Source organism: Ruegeria sp. CDSA221, assembly GCF_059611825.1.
In genome coordinates, this window is the sequence record NZ_JBXWPK010000011.1 from 85,960 (window position 1) to 111,911 (window position 25,952).

A 25,952-nucleotide genomic window follows, 5' to 3' on the forward strand; every position below is an offset into this window, starting at 1 on the left:
GGTACTTATCAAATGTAACAGCGAATCTAGAAAGTTGGAAATGTAGCGATCAAAAATGCCCAATTTTGCGCGCAAGGCGAATAGAAGTCTTGCAATAAGTTGGAATTTGACCGGTTACGTAAGTCGCTCTGTCGCCTTGTTTAAACTTCGCGGATGTGTCGCAAACTCTGAGGTCCATTTGACGAATATGCGTGATCTGACGTTTGTTCCCGTCGAATAGATTTTGAACAGGTTTCAACATGATCTCTACTGAAGGGCTGCCATTTCCCCAAGGATGCGGTTTTGTACGCTGTGTATTTCTATCTGCGGTACACGGTGTCATATCGTAATTTGGAAGAGATCATGGCTGAGCGCGGTGTGCAGGTTAACCACGCTACTCTCAACAGATGGGTTGTAAAATTCTCACCCTTGGTCGCCGCGCGAGCGCAATCGAAGAAACGCCCAAAACAGAAGTCCTGGAGAATGGACGAGACCTACATACGTGTTCGCGGCAAATGGATATATCTCTATCGAGCTGTCAACAAAGCAGGAAACACCCTTGATTTCATGCTGTCTGAGCGAAGGAATCGTTCAGCTGCAGCAAGGTTCTTTGCCAAAGCGCTGTCGTCAAATGGAATCCCGAGCAAGATCGTCATCGACAAAAGTGGAGCAAACGCGGCCGGTATTCGAGAAGTGAACAGAATTCTGAGGCGATTTGGGTGCCCAGCCAAAATACAGACAATCAGGTCCAAGTATCTGAACAACATGATCGAACAGGATCCTCGTTTCATAAAGCGGCGTGTTCGGCACATGTGTGGGTTTAAGTCGTTCGAATCCGCCTCAACCACATTGGATGGCATTGAGGTAGCCAACATGATCCGGAAGCAGCAATTCTCTAGCACTGCTACCTCGGGCTTTCGGATGTTTGCTGAGATCGCAGGATAGATGTGTCCAGTAAATCGCCGCCTCTGGCCGTTCCAAAAGTTTGCGACACAACCTCAACGAGTCAGATACAGCGGTGCATCCGAGGTCTGGAAAGAGCCCAATCCGATTCTTAGCCAAAGAGTAGCGAACGTCTGGTTTCTTAGTTCCTGAAACTCGATGGATTTCGAGGCCAAAAAGAGGCGCGGCATCGAGAGACGGACGCGCAGTCGATCATAATCGCAAGTACTTTAGTGGGGCGCCCGCGTCGCCGCTCCGTAGGAGTATGAGAACGTCCAGCTTACATGAAATGCCGGATCGTTCAGCTTTCATGACTAAGCCGATCGGAGGAGGGTGAAACCCTCAATCATCAACCACCAGAGGCTTCATCTAACCTTAGAGAGGCAGCACCGACAAAGAGCGTAGATAGGTTATTGTGTGACGGAAACGCAGCCATCATTTTAGCAATGAATTCAGTGGTTGAGGGCTTCTCAGCCAAGAAGTGATTGGCCTGACGTAAATAGGCGATCGTTTCTTCTATGGCGTGGATGTCGTTCGCTGAATCCGGGGTCCGGTGAGATGCCACGACGATCTGCGGCTTCAGATCAAGCAAATCTGAGAGCGTTTGAATCCAGGCCGAACGCTTGTCATGATCACTATCAATCAAGGTCGGGTGTACCTGATTGTAGGCAATGTCCCCTACGATTATTGCCCCAAGGCTGGGAACATGCACGTAGCTTGATCGCGTTATGTCTGATTGGCCGACTTCAACAGCAGTGATCTTGTGACCTTCGATGTCAAGAGTTCCGTTGGTAAGCTCAGGTACAACAATCGTCTGTACGATATCTTCCGAAAAGAGCGATGCCCAAATAGCGCGATCGCGCCCCGTTTCCTTCTCTTCTTCAATGAATTCTATCGTTGATTTAGTAGCGATAAGGGATGCTTCAGGGAAATGCTCCAGAACTATTGAGGCACCAATGTAGTGATCAAAGTGACCGTGAGTGATGTAGATTGTGCGCAGTCGCTTGCCCGAAGCTTTTATCCAATCAACCAAGCGCTCGGAGTCTTTAATAGTGGGGGCAGCATCGATAAGAACAGCTTCTTCTTCCCCAGAAAGGAGCGTTGCGGTCGAATACGGCCATGTCCAACCACCTTCAGGTGCCTCTAGTTGGGAAGGCATGTTCAAGGCGTATGTAGGGATGTCAAAGGTTTCGATTGCAAGTTGCTTTTTCATGTTCGGCTCCTTCTGTATGTGATCTGTTGGTTCGCTGTACACCTATGCTCAATCGCCCAGAGCAGGATTGTCGTTCCTGACCTGCCAATTCAGATGGATGCCCGAGTCCTTCGAAGACCCCTCAAGACCGCCGAAGTAAATGCCCATTGGCTGCTGAGGTATCCGGAATACTTGGGTAGGTTGTCTTCGATCTCGCTGACGCGCCGGTGACAGAACATGTGGAACGCGGGCGCCGGTGCGCGATCCTGAGACTCCAGCGTTTGTACAGGGATAGCGATCAACTTCGGAAACAGTGGAAAGCTGATTTTCTCAACAGCCACGCCACTACAGACCGAACAATTGCCCCGATTAACAAGCGGTGGTCTTTGGTGAAACTGAAAGTCGATTTCGGCCTGAACTTGCAGTGTAACGCTCTCGGAGCGCATCACGATGATGTCCGCATTGTCGGCCTTATTGTAAGCCTGACACGTCTCGCAATGGCAGAACGCACGGAACAACGGGGCGCCTTCAATGGCGTAACGTACGTTCCCGCAATGGCATCCGCCAAAACCTCTGCGTGGAGAAAAGTTGAGATCAATTGAGGACGTCACAATCGCCCCGCACAACAAGCCCTGGCATCTTCATTCGTTCAGGAACTCCAGAGATTCTTTCACGAACTGCTCGTGATACTGGAAGATCCCGCCGTGACCCGCGTCCTTGTAGAGCGATAAACGCGCGTTCGGGATGCCGAGCATCAGATGCGCAGAGTTCACACTGGGAACCATGATGTCATGTTCGCCATTCGCGACGAATGTCGGCATGGTAATCCGGCTGAGATCGGGCGGTGCGCTGCTTGCATATTCCGCGATGGCCGCAAGCTGAGCGCGAAACGACCTTACTGATACCGTTTTGACCCGTCCGGTTTTCTTTTCGCTCAAGCGAGAAAGGAATCTGCGCGCCGCGCGCTTGCCGTTTTCGGTACGAGTAAAAAACAAGAAAACTCGAATATCGGTGAACGTCACAATGCTGCGCAGTTGATTGCGATAGGCCTGACTCGGAATGTTGCGGATGCCAATACCTCCCCTTGGACCGATACCACCCAAAATGATTTTTTTAGCGAGCTCGGGCTCTTTGAAGACGATGTCCTGAACGACGGCGCCACCAAGAGAGAACCCAAGCATGTGGACTTGTTTGAGCCCCAGTGCCTTGATGAAGGAAGTGCCATCATCCGCCATGCCCGCGACCGTTTTCGGGGTGACGCCTTCGGAGCCACCAATACCGCGATTATCGAAAGTGAAAACCTGGTGCTGCGTCGCCAGCCCGTCAACGACCGCTGGGTCCCAACCGTCAATTGTGCCCGCAAGATGATTGAACATCACGATTGGGGCACCTGATTTAGGACCGATGGTCCGATATGCGAACTTGGTACCGTTTACAGAAACAAATTGGGTTTCGGCATCGACATAGCGGGATGTTTGCGCGTGCATTCTATGGGTTGTCCCTGGAGAGGGTTTCGGTGACGGCCGCAATGAAAGCAGCCCTATCACTCTTGATGTCCTGGATGCGGTTGCGCAGCTCGTCAGTGAGATCCAAATGCGCATCCGACCATATGTAGATTTCTGCCATGATTGGGAGCAGACCGATCCCTTTCGGGGTGAGCCTGTAGGCAGAGCCTGATCTGGTTTGGGTCGAGTTAGACTGTTCGATGATGCCCTTTTCGGTCAGCATCTTGAGCCGGTCTGCGAGGATATTCGTCGATATCCCTTCCTCAGACTTCAGAAAATCGCCGTAGGTGCGTTTTCCCACGAACATCATGTCCCTGATGATGAGAAGGGTCCATTTGTCCCCCCAGATTTCCAGTGAAAGGTTGATGGGGCACCTCGAACGATTGCCTTGTTTCATTGACATTCCCCCTGACTGTTCCTGCGGCTGCACGTTATGACGCAATATGAGTAGTGGTCAGGTCGAGCAATGTCTTGCCATCATCGGAGGAGACTGTTGTGCGCACTGTCGAAACGGTTCGACCCTTCTTCACAAATACGGCCTTTGCTTGAAGTGCGCCTTCCCGGCTGTTGGACAAAATATTGGCGTTAAGGGTGATGGCCAAAGGGAAACCCTTCATGCCAGGCGTTGTGTGTTCGCCCTGAAGCGCCAGCGTGGTCGCCACGACATCCGCGAACCAGATCATCGCACCTGCGTGCACAGTCCCGAATGGGTTTCGGATTCCATCTTGGATCGGCATGAGGCCCGTCGCTACACCTTCTGCAACGAACGAAACGTCAAATTCGACCGATCCATTCAGATTGGCAGTTTGGTGAGACATACTCTCCAGCTCCTTTGTATCGAAACTTGCGTTTTGCAAGGCTCTGGATATACGACGAACACTTGTGTTTTGCAAGTTCCAAGATTTAAAATGACAGAATGGAGAGGGCGAATATCCGAACTAAGCTACACCCACGACATTGCTTCAACTGAAACCTTTAATCCAAGATCAACCTAAACATCGCCACCGGTTTGCCCGGCCCGGATGATTGCATGTTTGGTAGAGAACCGGTCGGCGATTGCGCTTCCGATCAGTCCATTTGCACCTGCGATTAGAACTCTCATTTCAATTCTCCAAAATTGTTTGTGAAAAGGATAATTCGGCAATCTGCGCATATGAATTCACGGCTAAGCAAATAGGCCTGGCATTCATGCACTGATGTGAGCGACAGCCACTAATAGATTCAGGCTTTGGTTGGCATTTTATCGAAAGAGGTTTGCGCTATGTAGTGTGCAAGGCAAACGTCCTGTGCAAACTAAACTGCAGATGCAGCAAACGTCATCAATGGTCCGTGGTCCGAACGTCTGCGACACTTGAGAGTGAGCAAGCGCAGCGAATGTCTCCTTCGACGGGCCGCACCGCGGCGATGGATTCCGCCGGTCAATGTCCGCTTTGGGCCGGGTCTCCACATCGTCAACGCCTTGCTGACCTACACTCGCTTATCATCCGATGAAATTAAAGTGATCCCCGTGCCCGGTTTTGCTAGTGGATTGAGGTAGCCATGTCGTTGACGTGGCTTCGCGTTTCTTTCTAGGCCACGGCGTCGTGGGGCACTTCCCACGGAGCAACCCAATCGCCTTCGATCTGCAGCGTGACGCCAGCGTCTTCCTCGATTAGCTTGCAGACGGTCATCTCGCCAGCATCCACGCCATAGCGTTCACCCGCTTCCTTGAACCGGTCGTGGCAGGCATCGGTCAGCTCGGAGCGAGTGCCGGTGGCGTCCATCAGTTCCTTGATCAGCGCCAGATCCTTCAAGCAGAGTTTCAACGGGAAGGACGGATCATAATGGCCTGCAAAGATCGACGGCACATCGTGCTGCATGACAAAGCTGTCGGCCGCGCCGCCTTTCATCACGTCCCACCAGACATCGGGGTCGATCCCGGCCAGCTTGGCGGTCACCATGGCTTCACCAATGGCAGCGGCATGGATCTTCCAAAGCTGGTTGTTGACCAACTTGGCGACGTAACCGTTGCCATATTGACCGACCTTTCGGACTTCGCCCATAGCTTCAATCACCGGGCGGGCCTCTTCGACATAAGCGTCTTCACCGCCGACGAACATGGGCATGTCACCACGAATGGCCGCGTCCACAGAACCGGTCACTGGCGCATCCACCGGCTTGCCGCCCTTGGCGACGAAATCCTTAGTCAATTCGCGCATGAAACCGGGCGACGAGGTGGTTAGATCGATCCAGATCTTGCCGGCGCAGTCCCCGTGGATCAGGCCGTTCTCGCCTTTCAGAACCGCCTCGCAATGCGGAGGGCCAAAGACCATTGAAACGACGCAGTCAACCTGATCGATCATAGCTTTCGGGCTATCGGCCCAAGTTGCACCCATGGCGATGTGATGCTCGGCCGCCTCACGACGCAGATCAAAAACATAGGTTTCAAAACCCGCACGGATGATGTTCTTGGCAGCGTTACCGCCCATGGTTCCAAGACCGATGAAGCCGACTTTCATGATAGAATCCTTCCTTATGTCGGTAGCTTTCTACGGGTGCGATGTATCATCAGTAAAACAATTTTGACCAATCAATGATATTGGAATATCCAATACTTCATGTATGACATCGATACGAAACTTCTGCGGTCTTTTCTCTCAGTTGCCACTGAACGCAGCTTTTCCAACGCGGCCAGTCGCTTGGGATACTCGCAGGCGACCATGTCGCAACGCATTCGTCAGCTCGAAGGGCTGTTGGGCGTTACATTGTTTGAACGCGGCTATCACAGTGTTGTCCTCACCCCCGGCGGCACCGAGTTGTTGCCCCATGCCCAGCGAGTGGTAGACGAGCACGACAACTTCCTGAACCGGGCTCGCAAAGGGCAGGTGTCAGGCAATGTGCGACTGGGGATTGCCGAGGACTATGTTTTACCGATGTTGGCCAATCTTCTGAAGCGCGTACAGCAAATTTATCCCGGCATCGAGTTGAGCATTGTTACTGGGCTCAGTCGAAACCTGTGCCAGCAGGTTGAAGCCCGCAATCTGGATCTGGCAGTGGTGACACTACCAGAGACCAAACCCGGGGCGCATGTGCTGGCCGAACCTGAGTTGAAATGGGTAGCCGCCCCTGGCTTCCGACATGGAGAGGGAACGCCCTGGCCTATTGCCTTCTTTCCTGAGGGCTGTGCGTTCCGCGCCGCGGCCAAGAAATGTCTTGCTGAGCAAGGCATAGCGTTCCGTGAAGCTTTGGTCAGCCCCAGCGGGCAGGTTATTCAGAGCGCCGCCGCCGCGGAAACCGCTATTACCGTCATGGCATTGGGGACCATTCCTGTTGAGCTGCGCCCGCTTTCCAAGAGTTACCGGCTCCCTAACTTGCCAAGGACTTGCATTCAAATTGTAGAACGCGATAAGGGTCTGTCCAGCGCAGCCCTTCAAATCAAGGAACTGGTGATAAGCGCTTTCTGACTTGCCATTCTAACAATCAGTGCTGGCCCTGACGGTGACGTCGCCATGACCCTAAGCTGCGCTGCCTCGAAGGTCGGCTGCGAGCCCAAAATACCGGATGCTGCAAGTCGCACAAATGGCCGCTAATCAACCTGTGCGGCAAGCCATATGACTAGTCATTTCGGGACGAATATCGGCCAGGACCTGAAAACTGCGGGCGAGAAAGAAGATGCCCAGGCCCGAGATCATCCACGCAACCAAGATTGCCCCAGGTGCCGCAGATTGAGCCATATTCTGCGGGATATTGAATACTCCTCCGCCAAACATGGCGCTGACCACCAGCAGCGTTATAGCAAAATGCCCAAGCTTCTTGGGGCTTGCGCTCTTTGCACTGTCGGCAGTCGAGGATGAAGGGCTGGATGCGGTCTCGGTTGACATCAAGTCTGTCCTAAAGCTTAGGAGGTGAGGGCAGTTGGCCTGCCTCATGCACATTCAGGCAGCAACAGATTTTTCATTCTTACTTTAATACCTCGGGGCTGTTGCGGGAAGCATTCTTCGTGTGGCCGCAATTGGCTCCATCAGAAGTAATGCCGCGCTATCCGTAAATTGCTGTAGGTCGCTTGATGCAAGGCGTCGTCGAATTGCCGCACCAACGTCAGCAATTATCGCTAATTTCCAAGGAGTGTAACGGGCCAACCCCTCTGCGGCCCATAGGTCAGTTTTAAGCCCATGTTGAACGATGCCAATTGAACAGAAAGGGCAATTTCCATCGACATTTCAAGGTCGCTGTTAACATGGCAATGCTGATCGCCATTGTATCAAATTTTTCGCAAATATGCCCAGGAGACATACCCTTTGAGCCCACGCGCACGCACCAAAGAAACGCGGCACCAACGGGTGCCACCGGTTTGCTCGCAACTGTGAACTCGTAAGGCGGTTCCATTTGGCAGACCAACAATCACATTGTAGCCTGTTCCGGGTCCACCACGCATTTTCAGCATGTCACCGTCTTCGACGCCAAAAACCTCGTATCGTCCGAGTGAGGCGGCCGTTGCTGGTGCAGCGTATATTGTGGCCCCCAGGAACATCGCCGCTACGGGTAAGAAGATTGCACTGCGCATCGCGTTATCCTGCTTGTTGCCTCATCTACAATCGTAGCGATTCAGCTCACCAAGAGGAATAACCCTAAGACAGGAATGCGCAAATTGGCCAAAGTCTGGTGGCTATGACTGCCACGCCCGGTTCGAAGGGCCGCAACGCAGTATCTCGATTGTCAGGCAATTTACTGGAATGGGTTGATCCAGAAACCTCAAGGAACGACGAACAATGTTCGTAGCGTGGGATACATGTGGGCAGCTATGCCAGATCAAATGGTTGCGTTGGAGGGGTTGATGCGTGAGGTTGCGAGATGGCTGCAAAAGAGACCGCGACATGATGATCTATGGATTGAACACCTGCGCGATTTGCCAGAAGGCCCGAAAGGCGTTGGAGGCAGAAGGCAAGGAAGTCACTTTCCGCGATGTCAGGGCGGAACCTCTGACCGAAGCGGAGCTGGCTGAGCTGATTGCAGAATTCGGGGACTTGCTGGTGGACCGAAAATCGAACGATTACCGAGCGCTTAATGACTGGCTAAAAAATTCGGAAGTAGAGGCACAGATTTCGGCCCAACCCAAGGTGATGGCGCGCCCGGTAATACGCGATCGGGATGTGTTGTATCTTGGCTGGGATGAGACGATTCAAGTCGCTTTGCTACAGAGCTGAGTTTTTAAAAAAATGCATAATTAGCTTAACGAAACCCGCTGAAATGCTGCACAGGGCCGAATGCCCGCTCTCGGAGTGCCGTTCGGTAGATCGTGGTAGCTGCAGAACGTCTGCAATGGGCGGAGAGCCTTTTTGCATCAGGCATCGGTCATATGCTGGACCAGTGAGGTCAGCTGTCTGTCGCCATGGCCATCGTCCCAAGCCGTCTTGGTTCGGTCATGCATCAACCGGATGAAATCAGCGGGAGCCTTAAGTGAGAGATAGGTCTTCAACGCATCCTCTTGCGCCATCGCGTAAACCTTCAGAGAGGCTTCTGCATTGTCGTAGTCCTCGGTCGGAACGGTTCTGGCAAAGAGATCATGGTAGTCCTTGACCAATTTGATCGTGGCAGGAAGTTGGTCGGCATAAACTTGCATCGGGATGCCCGCTTTCTGACAAACAAGTGCACCGTATATCATTCCGAACATAAACCCCTGCCGAACCGTGAAGAGGCCGGCGAAGAGCGCGGCAAGCGCCGCTGGCTTCTCTCCAACATGGGCGGACTTTCCACCCAAGTTTCCGATGACGCTGCCATAACGGTCCCAGGTACCGGCACTGCCGACCGTCAGGATTGTGGTTTCGTCACCGCCAATGCCAGAAGGGTAGGCATTGATCATGCCAAGCATGTAGCCAGCCCCCTGTTTCTCCAGGATGGCGACCAGTCTATCGGCATCCGAGGTATCGCCTGTGCTCATGTCGCAGATAGTCTTACCCTCTAGCGAAAGACTCAGCCCGTTGACTAGTTCAACTGTTTCCGTGTGGCTCTTGATACAAATGATGACAAAATCAGACGCCGCGATGGCATCATTCGGTGAGGAGCAGATGGTGGCGCCAACCTCAGCGAAAACCTCTGCCTTTTCCGGCGTGCGGTTCCAAACGCTGACATCGTGACCTGACTTGAGCAGGCAATGCGCCAGCGCTGACCCCATGTTGCCCAGTCCCAATACAGCAAGTTTCATGATCTTAGCCTCCTGTGTCCGCCAATGAGTTCCAGCACCAGCATGCGCCGGCATGGGGAGATGACATAGTTGTAAATTTTTCTATATTGTTAGATGGTCTAACTTATGGATTGGCGCACGCTTCCCTCGTTGACATCTCTCAGAGCTTTCGCCGCCGCCGCCGAGTTTCAAAATCTGACCCGGGCGGCAGAGGCACTGAACGTGACCCATTCCGCAGTCAGCCAGCAAATCCGCGGGCTAGAACAACAACTCGGCACCCGGCTTATCACTCGTACCCGGCACGGTATTTCTCTGACATCGCAAGGCGAATTCCTGTCGGCTGGTTTGCTTGAAGCCTTCGCTGAAATGGCCTCTGTGACCGAGAGGGTGACGAGTGCAGAGTCGGTTCGACCGTTGGTGGTCAGCGCGACTCCGATGTTTTCAAGCGCGTTCCTCATGCCGCGACTGTCGACGTTCATTGACGAATTCCCCCATATCGAATTGAGGATCGATTCAACGATCCAGGCTGTCGATCTCAAGCCGGGCGGAATTGATATGGCCGTCCGATACGGAACAGGTCGCTGGCCAGGGCTTGTCTCGCAAATGCTGTTACCTGGTTGTCTGACGGTCGTCGCGTCCCGCGAACTGATCGGAAACAGGGTGCTCAAAAACCCTGTAGAATTGCTTGATTTCACACTTCTTCAGGAACAGGCGTCGGTCGAGTTTGATCTGTGGCTGGAAAAGGCTGGCATCCCGCCCGAAGCGGAACGGAAAGTGATCCGCATGCCGGGCAACATGCTGTTGGATGGCATCCGCCGAGGTGACGGTATCGGGGCGACAGTACCGGCCTTTGTCTCTGACGAGTTGAAGTCAGGACAACTCGTGGCGCTGTTTGATGATCCAATACCACGGATCGGCTATTACCTTGTCACGCTGTCTGGTCCGGTTCGGCCAGTGGCAAAACTGTTCATACAGTGGCTTTCAAAATCAATTACCGAATATGAGAAAAGCCTGTTCCGATGGCCGCCCGCTCACCTGTTGTAGACGATAAAGAGCACCGGTTAGAGTCAAATAGGGACTGACTTACAAGGTAACGACCCGACAATGCTGCGCTACGACTGAAGGTCCGCTCTGTGGATGCCGCACCGCTGCGTTAATGGCAGGGGCGAAGGTCCGGTGTGGGCCGTTTGTCGATTCTAAGATGCGGGCGGCATCGGTCGCTTCCAACACCTTGTCATAAATGCCAAGAGGAAAACTGTGCATGGCAGCCAGAGCTCAGGGGTAGTAGTCACTGAGAAACTTTAGTGCCGCGCCGGGTACTGCTCGGATGAAGCCTGCTCTTGCATCGCAATGTTCTAACCGAAAGTTGTACCAAGAATGTTCTCTCGGGTGATAATTTCTATTGGAAGAATAGGAATTATAGGTTTTTGGTGCTCCAGTTCCGCGATCATCACCTGGACAGCCAATTCCGCGGCCCGACGCATGTTCTGATGCAGCGTATAGTGCATACTGCCCTCAAGCAGATATGCCTGCGTCTTCGCCGTCAGATTGTGGCCGATCAATTTGACTTCGCCAGCGACGCCATTAGCTTGCAGGGCCCTAACGATCCCTTCATTGCCACCGCCGACACTGTAGATCCCCAACAAGTCGGGATGTTCCTCGATGAAGGTACAGGTGGCGTTATAGTTTCCTTCGATGTCATCTTGACCCGAAATCGTATCAGCCAATTGCAGGTGTGGAAACTCTTTGCGGACCACCGCGCGAAAACCCATTTCGCGATTTTCGTGGCTTCTGTAATATTGACCGCCCGAGATGATTGCGACCAATCCGGCTGACTGACACAGGCGACCCATAAGCAATCCAGCGGTACGTCCGGCGGCGCGCGAGTCTGTTCCGACAAATCCAATGACGGCCGAATTCGCGAGGCTAGAAATCAGGGACAGGCACGGAATTCCGCGGATCTTCAAGTGGTCGACCGCATCGCGCACGCGTTGATCTTCCAGTGCCTGGAAGGCGACGGCATCTATACCTTGTCCTTCACAAGCGCGTAGTTTGCGTGCCAACGCACCCGGCTCCATTTTGGTGGTAAAGACGCATTCAATCGTTGCGTTCCCCCTGGCGCCGAATTCCTGAAAACACTGGGCAAGATATTCGGTGGAAGGGCCGGCTTTACCTGGTAAAAATATTTTCAACCGCCAGGGTCTGTTTCGGTCGACCACAGGTGTGCCGGTTTCAATCGCGGCTTTCGCCTGAATGACGCGCTGCCGCGTTGAATCGCGCACATTACCGCGACCATTCAGGACGCGGTCGACAGTGGCTGTCCCAACCCCGGCAAGGCGTGCGATATCTGCGACTCGTGCATGTTTTGGGATCAGTGGTTCTGAATCCACGGCCTACCTCCACATCATTTTGCATCACTATTAGTAATAATTTCCAAATGTGTACATCATTTTGCATCATGATTGAACTGATGCCCGATATTCCTTGCAATGGGCGGCACCGATCGTGAGTTTCTCGCTTATGCTGGGTCTACGCACCCAAAAAACTGGGAGGACGTCATGAAACGGACAACAAAATTTCTGGCCACAGTGGTCAGCTCGATCATCGCAGCAACCGGCGCGTCGGCGGCTGATTTTACATTCAAATATGGGAACGAACAGCCCGAAGCTTCGATCCGGTCTCAGTCGATGGTATTCTTTGAAAAAGAACTTGAGGACCGCTCGGGTGGCCGCATTGATGTCGAGACATTCTTTGGTGGCGCGTTAGGTAATGAACGCGAAATGATGGATCAGGTCACGTCGGGGCTTTTGCAAGGTACGCGTGGCGGATTCTTTGCTGATGCCAGCGGGGCCTTCAATTTGTTTCAGCTGCCTTTTTTGGTTGCGAGCTGGGACGAAATGCAGTGCTTGGTTGGTAGCGATTTCACCAAAGAAATCGGAGCCCGCGCCGCGGCCAATGGCTATCACGTGCCCGCCACCGGCATCAGCCAAGGATTTCGCGCCTATACAAACAATGTGAAACCCATCACCAAAGTCGAAGATCTTGCCGGGTTAAAAATCCGCGAACCGCAGTCCGATTTGATGATCGCAACCGGTACCGCGCTTGGATCTGTTCCAGTTGCCATGCCATTTTCTGAAACCTATCAGGCTTTCCAGCAGGGTGTGATTGATGGCCAGCATAACCCGCCGCAAAACATCTGGGACTTCAAGGTACATGAAGTCCAAAAATATCTGTCTCTTACAAACCATATGACAGGCCCCGATCCGCTTATCGTGAACAAGGCATGGTACGACGCTCTACCCGCCGATCTGCAGGCTATCTTTGACGAGGTTTCGGTGGAAGCGCTCGCAATGTCCGACAACCTGTACCGCGAGGCCGAAACTAATGTGATTGAAGACATGAAGGAATTTGTGGAAATCAATACTTTGGAACCCGCTGCCCTGACTGGTTTCCAGACCGCCGTTGAACCTGTTTACGCACAGATGATTGATGCAGGTCATTTCTCCCAAGATGACATTGATGCAGCCCGCGCTGCTGCTCAGTCCTGCAATTGATCAGATTGGGTTCGGGCCTGAGTTGCTGGCCCGAACCCTGCAAGCAGAAGGGTAATGTTGTGGATCGTCTTATTGCCATAAATCGGGTGCTGACTGCTCTGCTGGAGAACATCATGGTGGTTCTATTTGCCATTTTTCTGGTCATAGTATGTGCCAAAGTTCTGATGCGACCCTTCGATGCTGCGATCTACGGGGTTGATGAACTGGTCAAGATGTCTTTCCTGACCACCAGCGCCCTTGGTGGTGCGGTCGCAATTTCCCGTCGGGAACACATTGCCATCACCGTCTTCATAGATCTGTTGCCGCATACTATTAAAGTCAGCCTGTATATTTTGGGCCTGGCGCTTGTCGGTGCGATGAATGGGTTGTTGGTCTATCTATCCTTTGACTGGATTGCTGGACCGGGCAAGAATATTTGGCAGCCATTTGGCATGCCGCAATCTTACGTCTTTGTCATTGTCCCGCTTGCCTGCTCGCTTGCCGTGTTGTTTTGCGCCATCAAAATCGTCCTGACGTTGTCTGGCGACGAGAAGACCGACATACTTTGGATGCCCGAGGACTGACCATGTTTATTCTCCTTGGATCCCTTCTGCTTCTTTTGGTCATCGGCGTGCCCGTCGCTTACGCGTTGGGTCTTGCATCGGTCGCTTACTTCATGATCGAAGCACCTGCTGCGATGGGTTTTGTCGTGCAGCGGTTCTTTTCAGGCATAAACAATTACCCGCTGGTGTCGTTACCATTCTTCATTCTGATGGGGCTGGTGATGAATTCCGGCGGCATCACCCGCCGCCTGCTCGATCTGTCGATGTTCTTCGTGGGCCGGTTCCGTGGTGGTCTGGGCCATGTGAACGTCGTGGCTTCGATGATCTTCGGCGGCATCTCTGGCTCGTCGGCGTCAGACACGGCGTCGATCGGCGCGGTCCTGATCCCAGAGATGGAAAAGCGTGGCTATCCGAAAGAAGTGGCCGCAGGCATTACTGTCGCTTCGTCAACGATGGGTATGATCATTCCGCCATCGGTGCCGATGATCATCTACGCTATCGCAGCTGAGGAATCGATTGGGCAGCTGTTTCTGGGAGGCATCATTCCCGGTATCATGGTCGGGCTAATGCAGATGATTGTGGTTTGGTACATGGCCCGCCGCAACGGCTACCCGACCGAAAACATCCCCTTCACACTGCGGGCTGCGTGGCTTGAAGCCAAGCGATCTGCGCCCGTGGTGATCATGCCTATAATGATTGTCGGATCCGTGGTTTTCGGCTTTGTGACGCCAACAGAAACGGCTGGGGCAGCTGTGGTTTACGGCCTGATCATCGGGCTTTTTCTAGTTGGTTTGGTGGTGGTCAAGGAACTGCCCGGCGCCATGCGGCAAGCCATCATCATGTCTGCCAAAATTATGATGATCATCGCCTTCAGCCAGGTGTTCATCACGGTGCTGGCACTCGAGCGGGTTCCCAATCAACTGGCTGATTTTGTTTCAGGGTTTGGCTTAGGTCCAACGGGCTTCATTTTACTGATGGCGTTGTTGATTCTGATTTCAGGCACCTTCATCGACGTAAGCCCGGCGATCCTGTTGATGACGCCCGTGCTCTTGCCGGTTGCTCAGGAGCTTGGCATTTCGGGGGTGCATTTCGGGGTGGTGATGATCTCGGGGCTTGCTGTCGGAGCCTGTACGCCGCCAGTCGGCAATTGCCTAAACGTTTGCGCCGCAATTTCGCGACTCAGCATCGGAAAAATCTTTCTCGGGGCGGCCCCGTTTCTGTGCGCAAACGTCGTTGTGCTGATCCTGATCTGTGTTTTCCCGCAGTTGGTGTTGTGGATACCCGGCTTGGTTTTCTAGCCGGGAATGAAATGGGCAGGAGGTGTCTTTTGGACCCGCCCGACGCGAACGCGTTGAAACCTCTCTTGCAATAGCGTCCGGCAACCGGGTGTTAAACGTCAACGGCCCGGCAAGTGCCGGATATACAAGGAAGCTGAAATGTTACGAGCTGGTGTCATCGGCTTAGGGGATATGGGTAGCGGGCTAGCCAAGAACCTAATCAAAAATGGGTTTGCAACGACCGGCCTAGATCTGAGTGAAGATCGAATGAGCGCGTTTGCCGCGATGGGTGGCATATCAGCGACCAGCGTGGCCGAAGTCGGTGCGAATGCTGATGCGGTTTATGTTATGGTGATGAACGGCGCGCAGGCCAAGGCCGTTATCCTGGGGGATAACGGCCTGATCAGCCACATGACCAAGGGTGGCGCGGTGGTTCTAACTGCTACGATCAAACCTAGTGAAGCGCGTGAGATCGCGACGGCGATGGAAGGATCCGGAGTTCACTTGATTGACAGCCCAGTTTCGGGCGGTTTTCCCGGTGCACAGAGCGGTGCGTTGACCATGATGGCCGCGGGTGAACCCTCGGTTCTGGATACCTACAAACCTGTGATGGAGGCGGTGTCCAAAACCATCCACCGGGTTGGTGCCCAGGCCGGTGACGGACAGGTCGTCAAATCCTGCCTGCAAACGCTGATTGGCTCAATCTTTGGCGCGACTTTTGAGGCCGCCGCTCTTGCCGCAAAGGCCGGAGTCTCTGGGCAGGTTCTGTTCGATGTCTTCTCAACATCAGGGGCGGGTTGCGGCGTTTCCAATACCGCGCTTGAAAATATCATTGATCGTAAATTCGAAGGCACCGGATCCGGTATCGGCACTATGCACAAGGATCTGACAATCTCGCTGGACTTGGCTGAGGAAATCGGCGTGCCGTTGTTCATGGCCTCGACCGCCATGCAGATATTCCATCAGGGAAAGACCAAATACCCCGCAGGCGACAATTGGGTTTGCACGCGGGTCATGGAAGAAATCATTGGCGCAGAATTGCACCGCTAAAAAGGAAAGACTCATGAAATTAGGCGTCATCTGCGACGGCATCAGCCGAGATCTCTCTTATTCTGTCGATGTTATGGACGAATTCGGCCTCGAATATGCGGAACTGCAATTTGTTGGTGATACTGAAGTGGGCGACCACTCGGCGCAGGAAATCAAGGAAATCGACACGCTCTTGCGCGCTCGTGGTAAACCCGTGTCCTGCCTGTCTCGTCATATTTTTGCTGGCACGACCGGAGCAAACAAGCCGGGAGACGAGCTTCATACCAAACACATGGATGCGCTGAAGCGCGTTATCGATATGGCGCATGTGGTCGGGTCACCCTTAGTTCGGATTATGAGCCCCAAGAAAGAACAAATCCTGTGGGGCCTGAACGGGGCCGAAAAGTGGAACGTGGCACATGGTGCCTGGGATGCGATGTTGCCGCTGATCGCGCCTGCGGTCGATGTGATCAAGGACGCGGGCCTTACGCTGGTGGTCGAAACCGGCAACGGCACCATGGTCAACTCGAACTACACTGGCCGCAAGTTGATCGACGATCTGGATGCCAAAGGCGCCCTGAAAGTGCTGTGGGATCCGGCCAACAATTGCTGGTGCCACGAAAGGGCTTTCCCCGATGGCTATGAAGAGGTGAAAGACGGCTACCTTGGCCATATCCACATAAAGGACGTACAGGTCGACACCCCACGTGCCACGCTAGAATTACGGCGCATGGGTGAGGGTCAATTGGCTGACCAGTTCGAACCCATGGCCGATGCGTTGCGGGCCGATGGCTATGACGGTGTCATCAGCTTTGAAAGCGTCTACCATCCTGGCAACGGCAATTTCGAAGATGGCTTCCGTCTCTGCATAGAGCGTTTTCAAGAAAACTTCGGGTAAACCTTCTCCCTTTTGCCCGAAAGGGTCGCCCAGCTTGATTTCAACGATCCGGGTGGCCCATTTTGCATTTGTTGCACGACGCAAAACCGTCGACACATGCATCCAGAGTATACTGGATAGGCCAAGGTCGGCAATGTCCCGCAACCTGTGAGTTGTAACAGACACAAATTTTGGCAGCGCAACGAATGGCCGCTAAGCGGGCTCGACCGCAGCAATTAGACACAGTGCTCAAAGTCGGCTCTGGGCAGTTCACCAAGATGCCCTCGATTTGGCTAAATGCTCGGTAATTTACGAACTCATGGCCGCTTGTACATAGGCTGTTATCTAGCGGCGCCATGAGACAAAATTGGAAATTGGTGGATATCTCGGCCGAAGTGCTTGCTTATAGGCTGCCCTCTCGCGCAAATTGAGATCATGCCTATAAAAGAAAAATATGCCATTTGTGACGTTCGCATTCCGGTCAAACGGAGAAAAACTCTGGATCCCGCCAAAGTCGAACGCATCGCGTACGATATAATGGAAAACGGCCAAACCACGCCCATACGCCTGCGCGCCGATAAGGGCGGCGGTTACATTCTTGTCGAAGGATATCACCGGCTTGAGGCTTTGCGCGCTATTGGTGAAGTTGAAGTCGAAGGATTTCTGGTTCACGCTCAGCTACACTGAATGTATCCAAATTGCAGGTTTTTTCATCCTGAAAACCTAACCAATTGATACGCTGAGCGCGAAAGTCCGTTCTGAGGAAGCCGTACCGCAGCGCTAGATCAAGTGATGAGCGGCAGAATTGGACGATCGGTAAATACGGTACATGTCGCGACGACCGTTCCGAAACCTTCGATTTTTAGGTGGAACTCGCCAATAAATGAACGTTTGAGCAGCACGACGATGGTTAGGATTGGAAGGTGTTCAAGCAGCGACTTTCCTTCTAAGGTCGCCAACGTCTCATCCAGAGGGTTTCAACGTGGCAAGCTCAATCATTGAAGAAGATCTGACAATTGAAGGCAATCTCAACTCAAGTGCGGGAGGCATCCAGGTCAAAGGGCAAGTGGTTGGCGACGTTAGCGCTGAGACAATCATTGTTCAGGTTGGCGGGTCGGTCGACGGTGAACTATCGGCCAAGAAGATCATTATTGATGGCAAGCACCAGGGAAGCCTGAAGTGCGACGATCTGAAGATTGCATCGAGCGCACAAATTCGAGCTGATGTAGCGGCCAAGACGATGGCGACTGAAAGCGGTGCGAAGGTTGTGGGCAAAGTTAACATCGCGGGCGGGCAGTAGGGCATGCCTGCCAACGACCAGTATCATGGTTACACTTCAGACAAATGCGATTGCCTGGTTCAGAGTGAAACCTGAGAGGCTCGATGCGCATCTTCTGGGAAGCTGCCCAGCAAACTGCTTGCCCGTCTTACGCCTCGACTGTGTAGGTTACCTGTTTCATTTTCGGTGGTTTGACAGGCCCAGCTCGTCCCACATCCAGCCGAAATCATAGTCTGCAACAGGAGAGCGGGTCTGGCGCGCGCTGCGGTTTTCGATTGTCTTCAGCCAGTCGATGACTTTCTTCCTGCCCGCCGTGCTGCGAGCGGCCTGGCGCGGTGATTTGTCCCCAAGGGCCGGGATCGGCTGATCAAGCGTGTCGCGGTAGTGATGGTCGAGATGTTCGTGGGCAATCTGACGGGCAAGGGCAGGGGGGATGTCCTCTTCTTCTGCCACTTCGCTTTTCAGGCTGTCATCCGCCATCATCTGTTCGACGGTCTGAATTGATGTCAGCGGTGACTTCACCAGATCCTCCAGGAGGTCCCGGACCAAGGCTTCGCCGCGATCGGCGCGCGCTGCAGAATTTACAGAAAGTGTGAGTGTCTTGCCTTTCAGGTTCAGGGACCCAAGCACGGAGGCCCCTGACATTGACCTGTCCAACACGAGGCCGGTGCCACGGGTGTTGCCGGACGGGTTGCCGACGTCAAGCCAGGTCCAATCCTTCTGACCAGAGACCACGAGTTCTGCGGACTGGGACAGTCTTTGCGAGACCTGGCTTTGCGTCACCTTACTGGCGAGCGGGAAGCGCATGTCGTGAAAGAGCAGATCGCCGCCATCGCTGTTGCTGATCTGCGGTGGTTCCGGGTCCAGCAAGTTCGGCAAATGTGCGAAGAGCCAGGCATTGGTGAAGAGGGGTGCGGAGCGGTGTAGCTGATCCTGCGTCAGTCTCAGCTCATCGTCGGGGTTCAGTTTCAACACGGAGCGGAGCCCGTCTTCAAAAAAAGCGACGGTGTCCGGCTCGAAGGGAAGCAGCGCCCCCGAGATCACATAGTGATCGCCCTGCGTGACAACCCGAGCGGCGATGCGATCCCACCGCTGCAGCATCTGCGTTGCGCTGTGTTCCCGGACGGTGACCGGCTCGGCGTCCGAAAGCGCGTCGCGCAATACCATGGATCTGCCGGGGTCTATCTCGCTCACCTCATAAAGGCTGACCGGCGCGTCCCGCAATCCTTTGATATAGGCGCGGGTCTGCGCACTCTCATTAGAACCGCTCCCGTTCAGATAAGCATCTGCAGCGTTTTCGGCGCCCGGTCCGAATGTCCTGCCCAGCAAGTCTTCAAGGCCACCGCCCCACAGGACCATTGGCCAGTCATCGCCCAGCAGGTCGCCCAAATCCTCGAAATCGAGATCGAATGCCTCGAGCGCTGGCAGAAAATGCTCGTCCAACACGTCCGCGAGCCGCTCGTACCAAATCTCGTCACGGGTGACAAACCCGATGAGCCCGCCAAGATCGTTCCCCGTCGCCATTTTCACCTTCTCCCTGTTCGCCGGACAGAGGCGATCTAGCGCAGGTCGCAACCGCCAGCCATACCACAAGTTTGTGCTGAACTGCGTTAGATGGATTGTCACACCGCCTGAGAGTGCTACGTCCTCGGCCCTCGCGCAAAAAGCTCTGCAAAAAGTTCTTCGGAGTGGCGAAGGCCTTCATCGGTCAGCACCACCGATTTTGCCTTCCCAACCGGGTCCAGGATCAACCCGTTGCGGTGCAGGCGATCAAGCGCGTCCCAGTCAAAACCTTTCCACGCGCGGCGCTCGTCATGCAGCGTCAACCAGAGAAGCGCCAGGACAGCCTCATCCACCTTGTTCTCATCTATGTCCATACCCACAGCGGATGCGACAAGGGCTGGGCTCGTCAACCCTGATCCGGCGAACGGAGGGACTGCAAAGATCTTCAGCTAGTATATGGTGCGACCAGATCGATAAGGCCGGGTGAAACCCGTGCCGCCTCACATCACGGATATGAATCGCTCCCAGAGAATAGATATCGCAATGTCATTGGACAGCTGGGCTGTGCCAAACAATAATAGAGTCATGGAGCTGACAGACACCACACCTGTCCACCTGATCCATGTAGACCCGGACGTCAACATGGCACGGTTCTATGGAATTGAGTTGCAGCCGACGCTGTTCGGGGAAGTGTCCGTTCTTCGTGCCTGGGGACGTATTGGCACGAACGGGCAGGCCATGATGGTGACGTACGATGACGAAGCCCAGGCTGCTGACGCGCTCCAGAAACTTGAAGGACAAAAACGTCGCCGAGGCTATGTTCCGGTCGGAGCATAGCCGTTTGATCCCATGGTTAGATGATGCGGCCTATTCAATGGAATGGTATTCAGCAAGGCATGTGTGAAAGCACCGCATCGGTGTTTCTTCCAACATGGCAAGGCAATGCTAAAGATGCCAAACCAGCGTGATATTGTTCAGGGCTTGTTGCTATCGATCCAGCGGGACATCAGGGAGCGATCCCGAAAGCATTCGTCTGGAACAGCGCGACGCTTGATCCGCGCGATGCGCTCCGCGAATGCCACCTGTCTGGAGCTTGGTCGGGTATCGCGTACGCGAGGTGCTGACCTCTGCGTATCAATCCACTGACTCAAAGCCCGCCGATCCTGCTGGATTTCCCAGGGTAGATTTATGTTTTGCTGCTCCGCGATCTTTCGTGCGTAAGCAAGTTGTTTGGCTGTGGCTGGAAGTGCGGTCTGTGTCTCTGAATTGGCAGTTTCGGACATGTGTTCTTCCCCTTGGCAGCGCAGGTCAAGAATAGAACAAAAGGGGCTCAAATGCAAGTATATTGTGGGTTCCTAGCAATCGCATACTAAATGTGGTGCCTCTGACGATAGAGGGTAACACGCGTGCTTTTGTTTTCTGATAAGACCACGCAAACGGTGAATTGGGACCCGCGCGCGCTCACCCCAACCCTGAAACTACACTTACCGGTTCTGAATCAGTTTGTGACGTGAAGGTCAAAGTCATCTGACGTGCAACGCTTTGGCAAATCCCGAGCCAGCCGGCTCGTGATCGGGCTCCTGGTTAGGCTCCCACCCAGAACACCCCAGCATGATCTCCCTGTCCCAGTGGCCCCTGATCCGTCTCTCGCGAGCCGGGGCAGGGGCTTTGGGTCATGGTCGGTCCATGCTGGGGTGTTCTGCCCGTTCGGGAGACGATCCCTTTTGCGCTTCCGCAGGATCGAAGTTCCTTTGCCCTTTTTTTGTGGGTCAGGCGGGATTTGGACAAGCCAAACGCCCCCCGACGTCAGGGGGAAGGCACAGCCTCCCCCCTCGGACAAGACAAATAGACAAGACCGTGTCCTCGCGCGTTGCGCTGCGGGCCGCATCACTCTGGCCCAACTGGACCGAGCGTGCAAAAGTGGCCAAAATTCAGAACAATATAAGAACATGCAAAAGTAGCTGCCGTTCGCTGCACAGGTCATGAACTCGAAAACCGCGGACAAAGCGCCAATTCGCTGCGGCTGCGCGAACGGCGGCTTGCCGGCTTTGGAGAAACGACTGACAACTGCGTTTTTCAGATCGGCTGGCTATCCATTGCCTTTGACTCTAACCTTCAAACAAACTTGTCTGATGGGCTTCCTTATGCGCCTTTTTCCACACTTGCTTCCTAGTATTTTTGCCATCGTCGTCGCGGCGACTATTGCCAGAGGCGACAACACAGGTTCAGAGCTTCCACGCCCAGATCAAATACGCGAGCACTATCAAGAATCGGCAGCCAATTGGTCAACGATACCCCGCACCGCCCAACTGGCCTTTGTCGCGGCAGAAGATCGCTACTTCTTTGAACGTCCACCTCAAAACTCAACCATCACACAACAGATTGGACGTTGGTATCTTCAACCACGTGCAGGGAAACTCCAAAGATTAGCGATTGCATTTGTGATAGGTGAAGCGCTCTCACATGATGAGGTTCTGAGCTGGTACCTAAACCAGATTTTCCTAGGGCAAACCTGCTTTGGCATTTCTGGCGCGGCTATGGCTTACTTTGGAAAACCTGTTGCAGATTTGGGACTTGAGGAAATCGCTTACCTAGCAGCTCTCCCCAAGGCCCCAGCGCATTTCCATCCTATTAGATCATACGACCGAGCCATTGAGCGAAGAAACTTCGTGCTGTCGGAAATGTTGAAAGCAGGGTTTATTTCAGACGATGAAGCTGAAAGTGCTATCCAGACGGCCTTAGTCACAAGCGTGCCGCTGGAACGCTGCGAATTGGAGAAATAGCTGACATTCATTCTCGGCGCAGCATCGGTCTATAATGGGATGTACCGGCTGCTTCACCCAGCAGGTTAGGCTTGGCCTATTTCTGCAACATGGAGAAGTAGCATGGCGAAGAATGGCATTGCCAACTTGTTTGCACGCGGCTGACTGCAGTCTGGCCTGCGTCTGTCAGGCGGTCATTTCGAGAGCGTAACCGTCCCAGAGGCCGAAAGCATCGGTTCTGGCGTGACGGTATGAGATTGTGGAGAGTTGATAGCGGCGGGGTCGAAACACGGTGTTGATCTGGTCGTGAGCGGCAAGGAACCTTTGCGCTTGCTTTGGCGACTTGAAGCGCCCCATGAGCTTTTCACGCTTTCGAGTGGGTCTGTGTGATCCTTCGATCCGATTGTTCAACCCTTTGTGTGCTCGGTGATCCGCACCCGGCGCAAGATCGCGGCTTGGCTTGAAATAGCTTCGCAACTTATCCGTGATCACAACACGGGGTTTGCCGAATTGCGAAATCAATCGCTTCAGAAAGCGGCGGGCGGCCTTAGCACTCCGCCGTGGTTGGACGAGAATATCAAGAGTATCCCCGTTCGCATCCACGGCTCGCCAGAGCCAGCATTTTCGACCGTTGATCGGGATGACCACTTCGTCCAAATGCCATTTGTCGGCCGCGGCTGGCCGGTATCGCCTGATGCAATTCGCGAAATTGCCGCCAAAGCGGTTGACCCATTGCCGGACCATCTCCCGGCTGACCGTCACACCGCGTTCCGCGAGAAGATCTTCAACATCGGCGGTGCTAAGCGCAAAGCGATGGTAGACCCAGACGGCATAGGCGATGACCTCTCGCGGAAAACGAAAGCCCTTCAGGCGCGGCAATTTGAACGGTATCTTCATGCGTGAGCGGTAACCAGTTCAGAACGCGCAAACAAGTTGGCAATGCCATTCAAACTGAAGCGAAGTTTACCTATGTGATTCCTTGAGCTAGGTTGTTTTGAGCGCTCGCAGCGGCGCCTGCCGTGGCCTCTTGCTGGTCGGTCAACTTGTCGGCCTCATCTAGTCCAGGAATGGCGACGCGCACCTCGCGGCGGGCAAAGTCGATCCCGTTTTCTTTGAACGCGACTTTGACTCGATTGAAGATTTCCTTGCGCAGGGTGAATTGCTTGCCCGGCTTGGCCATGAACTTGCCGCGGATGATCATGCCGACATCGTCAAAGTCGAACACACCTTGCGATTTAAAGGGCTGCAGGAAGCCATCCTTGTGGGTTTCGTCCTCCATCATCTCGGCACCGATCTTCTTAAAGATCTTCTTGACCTTTTTGAGGTCGGTGTCGAACGGCACGGTGAATTTCAGCTTCATAATCACCCAGTCACGGCTATAGTTGGTCAGCTTTTGAATTTCACCGTAAGGGATGGTGTGGACCGGTCCGCGATGGTGGCGCAACTGCATGGAGCGGATCGAGATCTTCTCAACCGTGCCGGTGGTGCCGCCCACATCGACATATTCCCCAACCCGGAAAGCATCGTCGACTAGGAAAAACACACCGCCAACAATATCCGACACCAGTTTCTGCGCACCAAAGCCGATGGCCAGACCCAGAACACCTGCACCGGCCAAAAGCGGAGCGATATTGATGCCCAACGCACCCAGCGCCAGCAAAGTGAAGATGACTGCAATCGTGACTTGAGCGGTCACGCGCAGCAGCGGCAGAACCGTGGTCAAGCGCGACCCGCCAGCGCCACCGCCTTCACCGGCCTCTTCATCGGGGCTTTGCTCTGATGCGGTTTGCTCTTTGGCCAAACACCGGTTGATCCACAGCGAGACAAGCTCGTTAATGATGTAACCGATCGCAACAATGATGAAGAACTGGATCAGCTTACTGCCGGAATCGGCTCCGCCACCCGCGATTTCCTGAAGATTAAGATCCCAGGCTCGAGCGATCATCAGGATTAGCAGAATTCCAGCGATGACGCGGCCAATACGAATATAGCTTCGCTTGGTCGACCTGTAGGCGCGCTCAGCCACCGGACCGACGCCTTGCATCGGCGGCAGCAGATGGCGCACCAAGCCACGGATCAGCGTGTCCAGCCCAGGGGCACAGAGCAACCAGAACATCGTCGTGAAATGCGCACCATTGGCGAGCAGCGCGAGGGTTGACGGATGGCGTTGCGCCACCAAAAACTCGACCAACAGCCAGACAACCGCCGACACACCGATCGCGAAATAGGGATAGTAGCGGGCCACTTCCTCATCGAATTTGGTGTGATCGGGGTCGGTGCCCAGCATCATCTGCGACAGGCCCTCACGCGCTTTCCAGGCGATCACGGCGATGTAGATATGAATTCCGGCATTCAGCCAGAAGCCGATACGCGTTTCGCCGCCGGTGATCCCGTTGAGTCGGTTAAAGTGCAACAGGAACAGGGTGAAACCAATCAGGATCAGCAGTCCGATAATGTTGCGATGCAGGTACTTTGCCCAGTGATCGTCGATGTTGACCAGACGGTAGTGCGGCTTCTTGGGCGCAAACGCGAAACGCGAAGCGGCCGCACCCAGGCGCGGGATCCAGATCAAATAGAAGACAAACGGCGCGGCATATGTGATTTGCTCTGGTGTCAAAAGGCCGCGACCGACTGCACGAATGACGATATAAAAAACAACGAGCCCGGCTATTTCGCGACAAAAACGTCCAAACAGATAGCGGACAGCGCCCCAAAGATCGTTCTCGTTTTCGGCTTCGCTCTGTACGTGCCAACGGCGTGTGAGCAATTCAAACAACTTTTCCGCGACCAGGCCAACGACCAGAACACTCAGAACCAGGCCCATCAAGGTAAACGCGCCGGCTGTTCCGAAAGTTCCCGTGAAATTGCTTACGGCCTCGACCTGCGCGTGGAAGATATTTGGAACGGTCATAATGACCTGGGTCCACGAGGTCACCATTTCGGCCCAGATCTCGTTGAGCTCGGTAATCGGGTCCTCGCGCTCTTCGGCTTCAGCCGCGTTTTTCTCGGCGACGGCATCCAGGCGTTCAAGAAGAATGGACCGGACCTGATCGTCGGACATGCGCGCAACCAGATCATCGACCTGTTCGGGGGTCAAATCAGAAGGAATCGCGACCGGAGCGGCCGTACTGTCCTGCGCGTAAACCGGCACAACCAGAAAGAATATGGATACCAGTGACAGAACGAGGCGAAGCATGTGGAGCATTCATTGGGCCTTGATTTCGGAGTTTAGCATTGGTGTCAGCTTGAAAGGGATTTAGGTCACATGCGGTAGAAGCTATCTGCGACCATGTAGGGCACACTGTGTCAACAGGCATTAGTATCGGTGTTGAGGGCCAAGAATTGTTCAGA

At 54.0% G+C, this 25,952-nt stretch carries 28 protein-coding genes; 13 read left to right on the plus strand and 15 right to left on the minus strand.

Annotation, left to right across the window (positions count from 1 at the left end; translation table 11 throughout):
* Positions 1–249: 249 nt before the first annotated feature.
* A complete protein-coding gene (locus tag AC2FJ5_RS15990; RefSeq protein WP_496794025.1) occupies positions 250–924 on the plus strand; it encodes an IS6 family transposase in 675 nt (224 codons plus the stop codon).
* 346 nt (positions 925–1,270) lie between these two features.
* On the opposite strand, the gene AC2FJ5_RS15995 is transcribed toward AC2FJ5_RS15990, so the two are convergent.
* From AC2FJ5_RS15995 to AC2FJ5_RS16020, 6 genes are all read right to left on the minus strand, one after another.
* A complete protein-coding gene (locus tag AC2FJ5_RS15995; protein WP_496793987.1) occupies positions 1,271–2,134 on the minus strand; it encodes an MBL fold metallo-hydrolase in 864 nt (287 codons plus the stop codon).
* 89 nt (positions 2,135–2,223) lie between these two features.
* A complete protein-coding gene (locus tag AC2FJ5_RS16000; RefSeq protein ID WP_496793989.1) occupies positions 2,224–2,724 on the minus strand; it encodes a GFA family protein in 501 nt (166 codons plus the stop codon).
* A gap of 30 nt (positions 2,725–2,754) precedes the next feature.
* Positions 2,755–3,600: an alpha/beta fold hydrolase gene (locus AC2FJ5_RS16005; RefSeq protein ID WP_496793990.1), complete on the minus strand. Its 846-nt coding sequence runs from the start codon at positions 3,598–3,600 to the stop codon at positions 2,755–2,757.
* Between the two features lies 1 nt (position 3,601).
* A complete protein-coding gene (locus tag AC2FJ5_RS16010; RefSeq protein WP_496793991.1) occupies positions 3,602–4,015 on the minus strand; it encodes a winged helix-turn-helix transcriptional regulator in 414 nt (137 codons plus the stop codon).
* A 34-nt stretch (positions 4,016–4,049) separates the two neighbouring features.
* The gene (locus AC2FJ5_RS16015) at positions 4,050–4,436 is read right to left on the minus strand and encodes a PaaI family thioesterase (RefSeq protein WP_496793993.1); all 387 of its coding nucleotides are present in this window, start codon (positions 4,434–4,436) and stop codon (positions 4,050–4,052) included.
* 750 nt (positions 4,437–5,186) lie between these two features.
* A complete protein-coding gene (locus AC2FJ5_RS16020; RefSeq protein ID WP_496793994.1) occupies positions 5,187–6,116 on the minus strand; it encodes an NAD(P)-dependent oxidoreductase in 930 nt (309 codons plus the stop codon).
* Positions 6,117–6,215: 99 nt separating this feature from the next.
* Here AC2FJ5_RS16020 and AC2FJ5_RS16025 point away from each other — a divergent pair, with 99 nt between their 5' ends.
* Positions 6,216–7,061, plus strand: a complete 846-nt coding sequence (locus AC2FJ5_RS16025) for a LysR family transcriptional regulator (RefSeq protein WP_496793995.1) — start codon at positions 6,216–6,218, stop codon at positions 7,059–7,061.
* Between the two features lie 126 nt (positions 7,062–7,187).
* Here AC2FJ5_RS16025 and AC2FJ5_RS16030 read toward each other — a convergent pair whose 3' ends face one another.
* Complete coding sequence (locus tag AC2FJ5_RS16030; protein WP_496793996.1) at positions 7,188–7,478, minus strand: hypothetical protein; 291 nt, start codon at positions 7,476–7,478, stop codon at positions 7,188–7,190.
* Between the two features lie 380 nt (positions 7,479–7,858).
* On the minus strand, positions 7,859–8,161 hold the full coding sequence (locus AC2FJ5_RS16035; protein ID WP_142637291.1) for an SH3 domain-containing protein: 303 nt from the start codon (positions 8,159–8,161) through the stop codon (positions 7,859–7,861).
* A gap of 310 nt (positions 8,162–8,471) precedes the next feature.
* Here AC2FJ5_RS16035 and AC2FJ5_RS16040 point away from each other — a divergent pair, with 310 nt between their 5' ends.
* Positions 8,472–8,801, plus strand: coding sequence for an arsenate reductase family protein (locus tag AC2FJ5_RS16040; RefSeq protein WP_281973422.1), 330 nt, complete (start codon positions 8,472–8,474; stop codon positions 8,799–8,801).
* A 137-nt stretch (positions 8,802–8,938) separates the two neighbouring features.
* Here the strand turns inward: AC2FJ5_RS16040 and AC2FJ5_RS16045 are convergent, their stop codons facing one another.
* Positions 8,939–9,853, minus strand: a complete 915-nt coding sequence (locus tag AC2FJ5_RS16045) for an NAD(P)-dependent oxidoreductase (protein ID WP_271950532.1) — start codon at positions 9,851–9,853, stop codon at positions 8,939–8,941.
* A 51-nt stretch (positions 9,854–9,904) separates the two neighbouring features.
* On the opposite strand from AC2FJ5_RS16045, the gene AC2FJ5_RS16050 reads away from it, so the two are divergent.
* A complete protein-coding gene (locus AC2FJ5_RS16050; protein WP_496694422.1) occupies positions 9,905–10,822 on the plus strand; it encodes a LysR substrate-binding domain-containing protein in 918 nt (305 codons plus the stop codon).
* A gap of 311 nt (positions 10,823–11,133) precedes the next feature.
* Here the strand turns inward: AC2FJ5_RS16050 and AC2FJ5_RS16055 are convergent, their stop codons facing one another.
* Positions 11,134–12,168 carry a LacI family DNA-binding transcriptional regulator gene (locus tag AC2FJ5_RS16055; RefSeq protein WP_496793998.1) on the minus strand — a complete coding sequence of 345 codons (1,035 nt, stop codon included), beginning with the start codon at positions 12,166–12,168 and terminating at the stop codon, positions 11,134–11,136.
* Positions 12,169–12,336: 168 nt separating this feature from the next.
* On the opposite strand from AC2FJ5_RS16055, the gene AC2FJ5_RS16060 reads away from it, so the two are divergent.
* From AC2FJ5_RS16060 to AC2FJ5_RS16090, 7 genes are all read left to right on the plus strand, one after another.
* Complete coding sequence (locus tag AC2FJ5_RS16060; RefSeq protein WP_496699481.1) at positions 12,337–13,332, plus strand: TRAP transporter substrate-binding protein; 996 nt, start codon at positions 12,337–12,339, stop codon at positions 13,330–13,332.
* Between the two features lie 59 nt (positions 13,333–13,391).
* Positions 13,392–13,895, plus strand: coding sequence for a TRAP transporter small permease (locus AC2FJ5_RS16065; protein ID WP_496793999.1), 504 nt, complete (start codon positions 13,392–13,394; stop codon positions 13,893–13,895).
* 2 nt (positions 13,896–13,897) lie between these two features.
* Entirely contained in the window at positions 13,898–15,172 is a 1,275-nt protein-coding gene (locus AC2FJ5_RS16070) for a TRAP transporter large permease (protein ID WP_176866991.1), read from the plus strand.
* Positions 15,173–15,310: 138 nt separating this feature from the next.
* Positions 15,311–16,201 carry an NAD(P)-dependent oxidoreductase gene (locus tag AC2FJ5_RS16075; RefSeq protein WP_496794001.1) on the plus strand — a complete coding sequence of 297 codons (891 nt, stop codon included), beginning with the start codon at positions 15,311–15,313 and terminating at the stop codon, positions 16,199–16,201.
* A gap of 13 nt (positions 16,202–16,214) precedes the next feature.
* Complete coding sequence (locus AC2FJ5_RS16080; RefSeq protein ID WP_496794002.1) at positions 16,215–17,078, plus strand: sugar phosphate isomerase/epimerase family protein; 864 nt, start codon at positions 16,215–16,217, stop codon at positions 17,076–17,078.
* Positions 17,079–17,492: 414 nt separating this feature from the next.
* The gene (locus AC2FJ5_RS16085; protein ID WP_496703981.1) at positions 17,493–17,744 is read left to right on the plus strand and encodes a ParB N-terminal domain-containing protein; all 252 of its coding nucleotides are present in this window, start codon (positions 17,493–17,495) and stop codon (positions 17,742–17,744) included.
* A gap of 295 nt (positions 17,745–18,039) precedes the next feature.
* Positions 18,040–18,357, plus strand: a complete 318-nt coding sequence (locus AC2FJ5_RS16090; RefSeq protein ID WP_496703980.1) for a bactofilin family protein — start codon at positions 18,040–18,042, stop codon at positions 18,355–18,357.
* 156 nt (positions 18,358–18,513) lie between these two features.
* On the opposite strand, the gene AC2FJ5_RS16095 is transcribed toward AC2FJ5_RS16090, so the two are convergent.
* Together AC2FJ5_RS16095 and AC2FJ5_RS16100 are read right to left on the minus strand one after the other, a co-directional pair.
* Positions 18,514–19,860, minus strand: a complete 1,347-nt coding sequence (locus AC2FJ5_RS16095; protein ID WP_496794003.1) for a DUF7986 domain-containing protein — start codon at positions 19,858–19,860, stop codon at positions 18,514–18,516.
* 116 nt (positions 19,861–19,976) lie between these two features.
* On the minus strand, positions 19,977–20,213 hold the full coding sequence (locus tag AC2FJ5_RS16100; protein WP_496794005.1) for a DUF6429 family protein: 237 nt from the start codon (positions 20,211–20,213) through the stop codon (positions 19,977–19,979).
* Positions 20,214–20,424: 211 nt separating this feature from the next.
* Here AC2FJ5_RS16100 and AC2FJ5_RS16105 point away from each other — a divergent pair, with 211 nt between their 5' ends.
* A complete protein-coding gene (locus AC2FJ5_RS16105; protein ID WP_496794006.1) occupies positions 20,425–20,676 on the plus strand; it encodes a WGR domain-containing protein in 252 nt (83 codons plus the stop codon).
* Positions 20,677–20,813: 137 nt separating this feature from the next.
* Here the strand turns inward: AC2FJ5_RS16105 and AC2FJ5_RS16110 are convergent, their stop codons facing one another.
* The gene (locus AC2FJ5_RS16110) at positions 20,814–21,122 is read right to left on the minus strand and encodes a hypothetical protein (RefSeq protein ID WP_496794007.1); all 309 of its coding nucleotides are present in this window, start codon (positions 21,120–21,122) and stop codon (positions 20,814–20,816) included.
* A 699-nt stretch (positions 21,123–21,821) separates the two neighbouring features.
* Between AC2FJ5_RS16110 and AC2FJ5_RS16115 the strand changes: the two genes are divergently transcribed.
* Positions 21,822–22,622: a transglycosylase domain-containing protein gene (locus AC2FJ5_RS16115; protein WP_496794008.1), complete on the plus strand. Its 801-nt coding sequence runs from the start codon at positions 21,822–21,824 to the stop codon at positions 22,620–22,622.
* A gap of 165 nt (positions 22,623–22,787) precedes the next feature.
* Here AC2FJ5_RS16115 and AC2FJ5_RS16120 read toward each other — a convergent pair whose 3' ends face one another.
* Positions 22,788–23,498: an IS6 family transposase gene (locus AC2FJ5_RS16120; RefSeq protein WP_496794010.1), complete on the minus strand. Its 711-nt coding sequence runs from the start codon at positions 23,496–23,498 to the stop codon at positions 22,788–22,790.
* A 70-nt stretch (positions 23,499–23,568) separates the two neighbouring features.
* Positions 23,569–25,806 carry a mechanosensitive ion channel family protein gene (locus tag AC2FJ5_RS16125; protein WP_496794011.1) on the minus strand — a complete coding sequence of 746 codons (2,238 nt, stop codon included), beginning with the start codon at positions 25,804–25,806 and terminating at the stop codon, positions 23,569–23,571.
* Positions 25,807–25,952 lie beyond the last annotated feature (146 nt).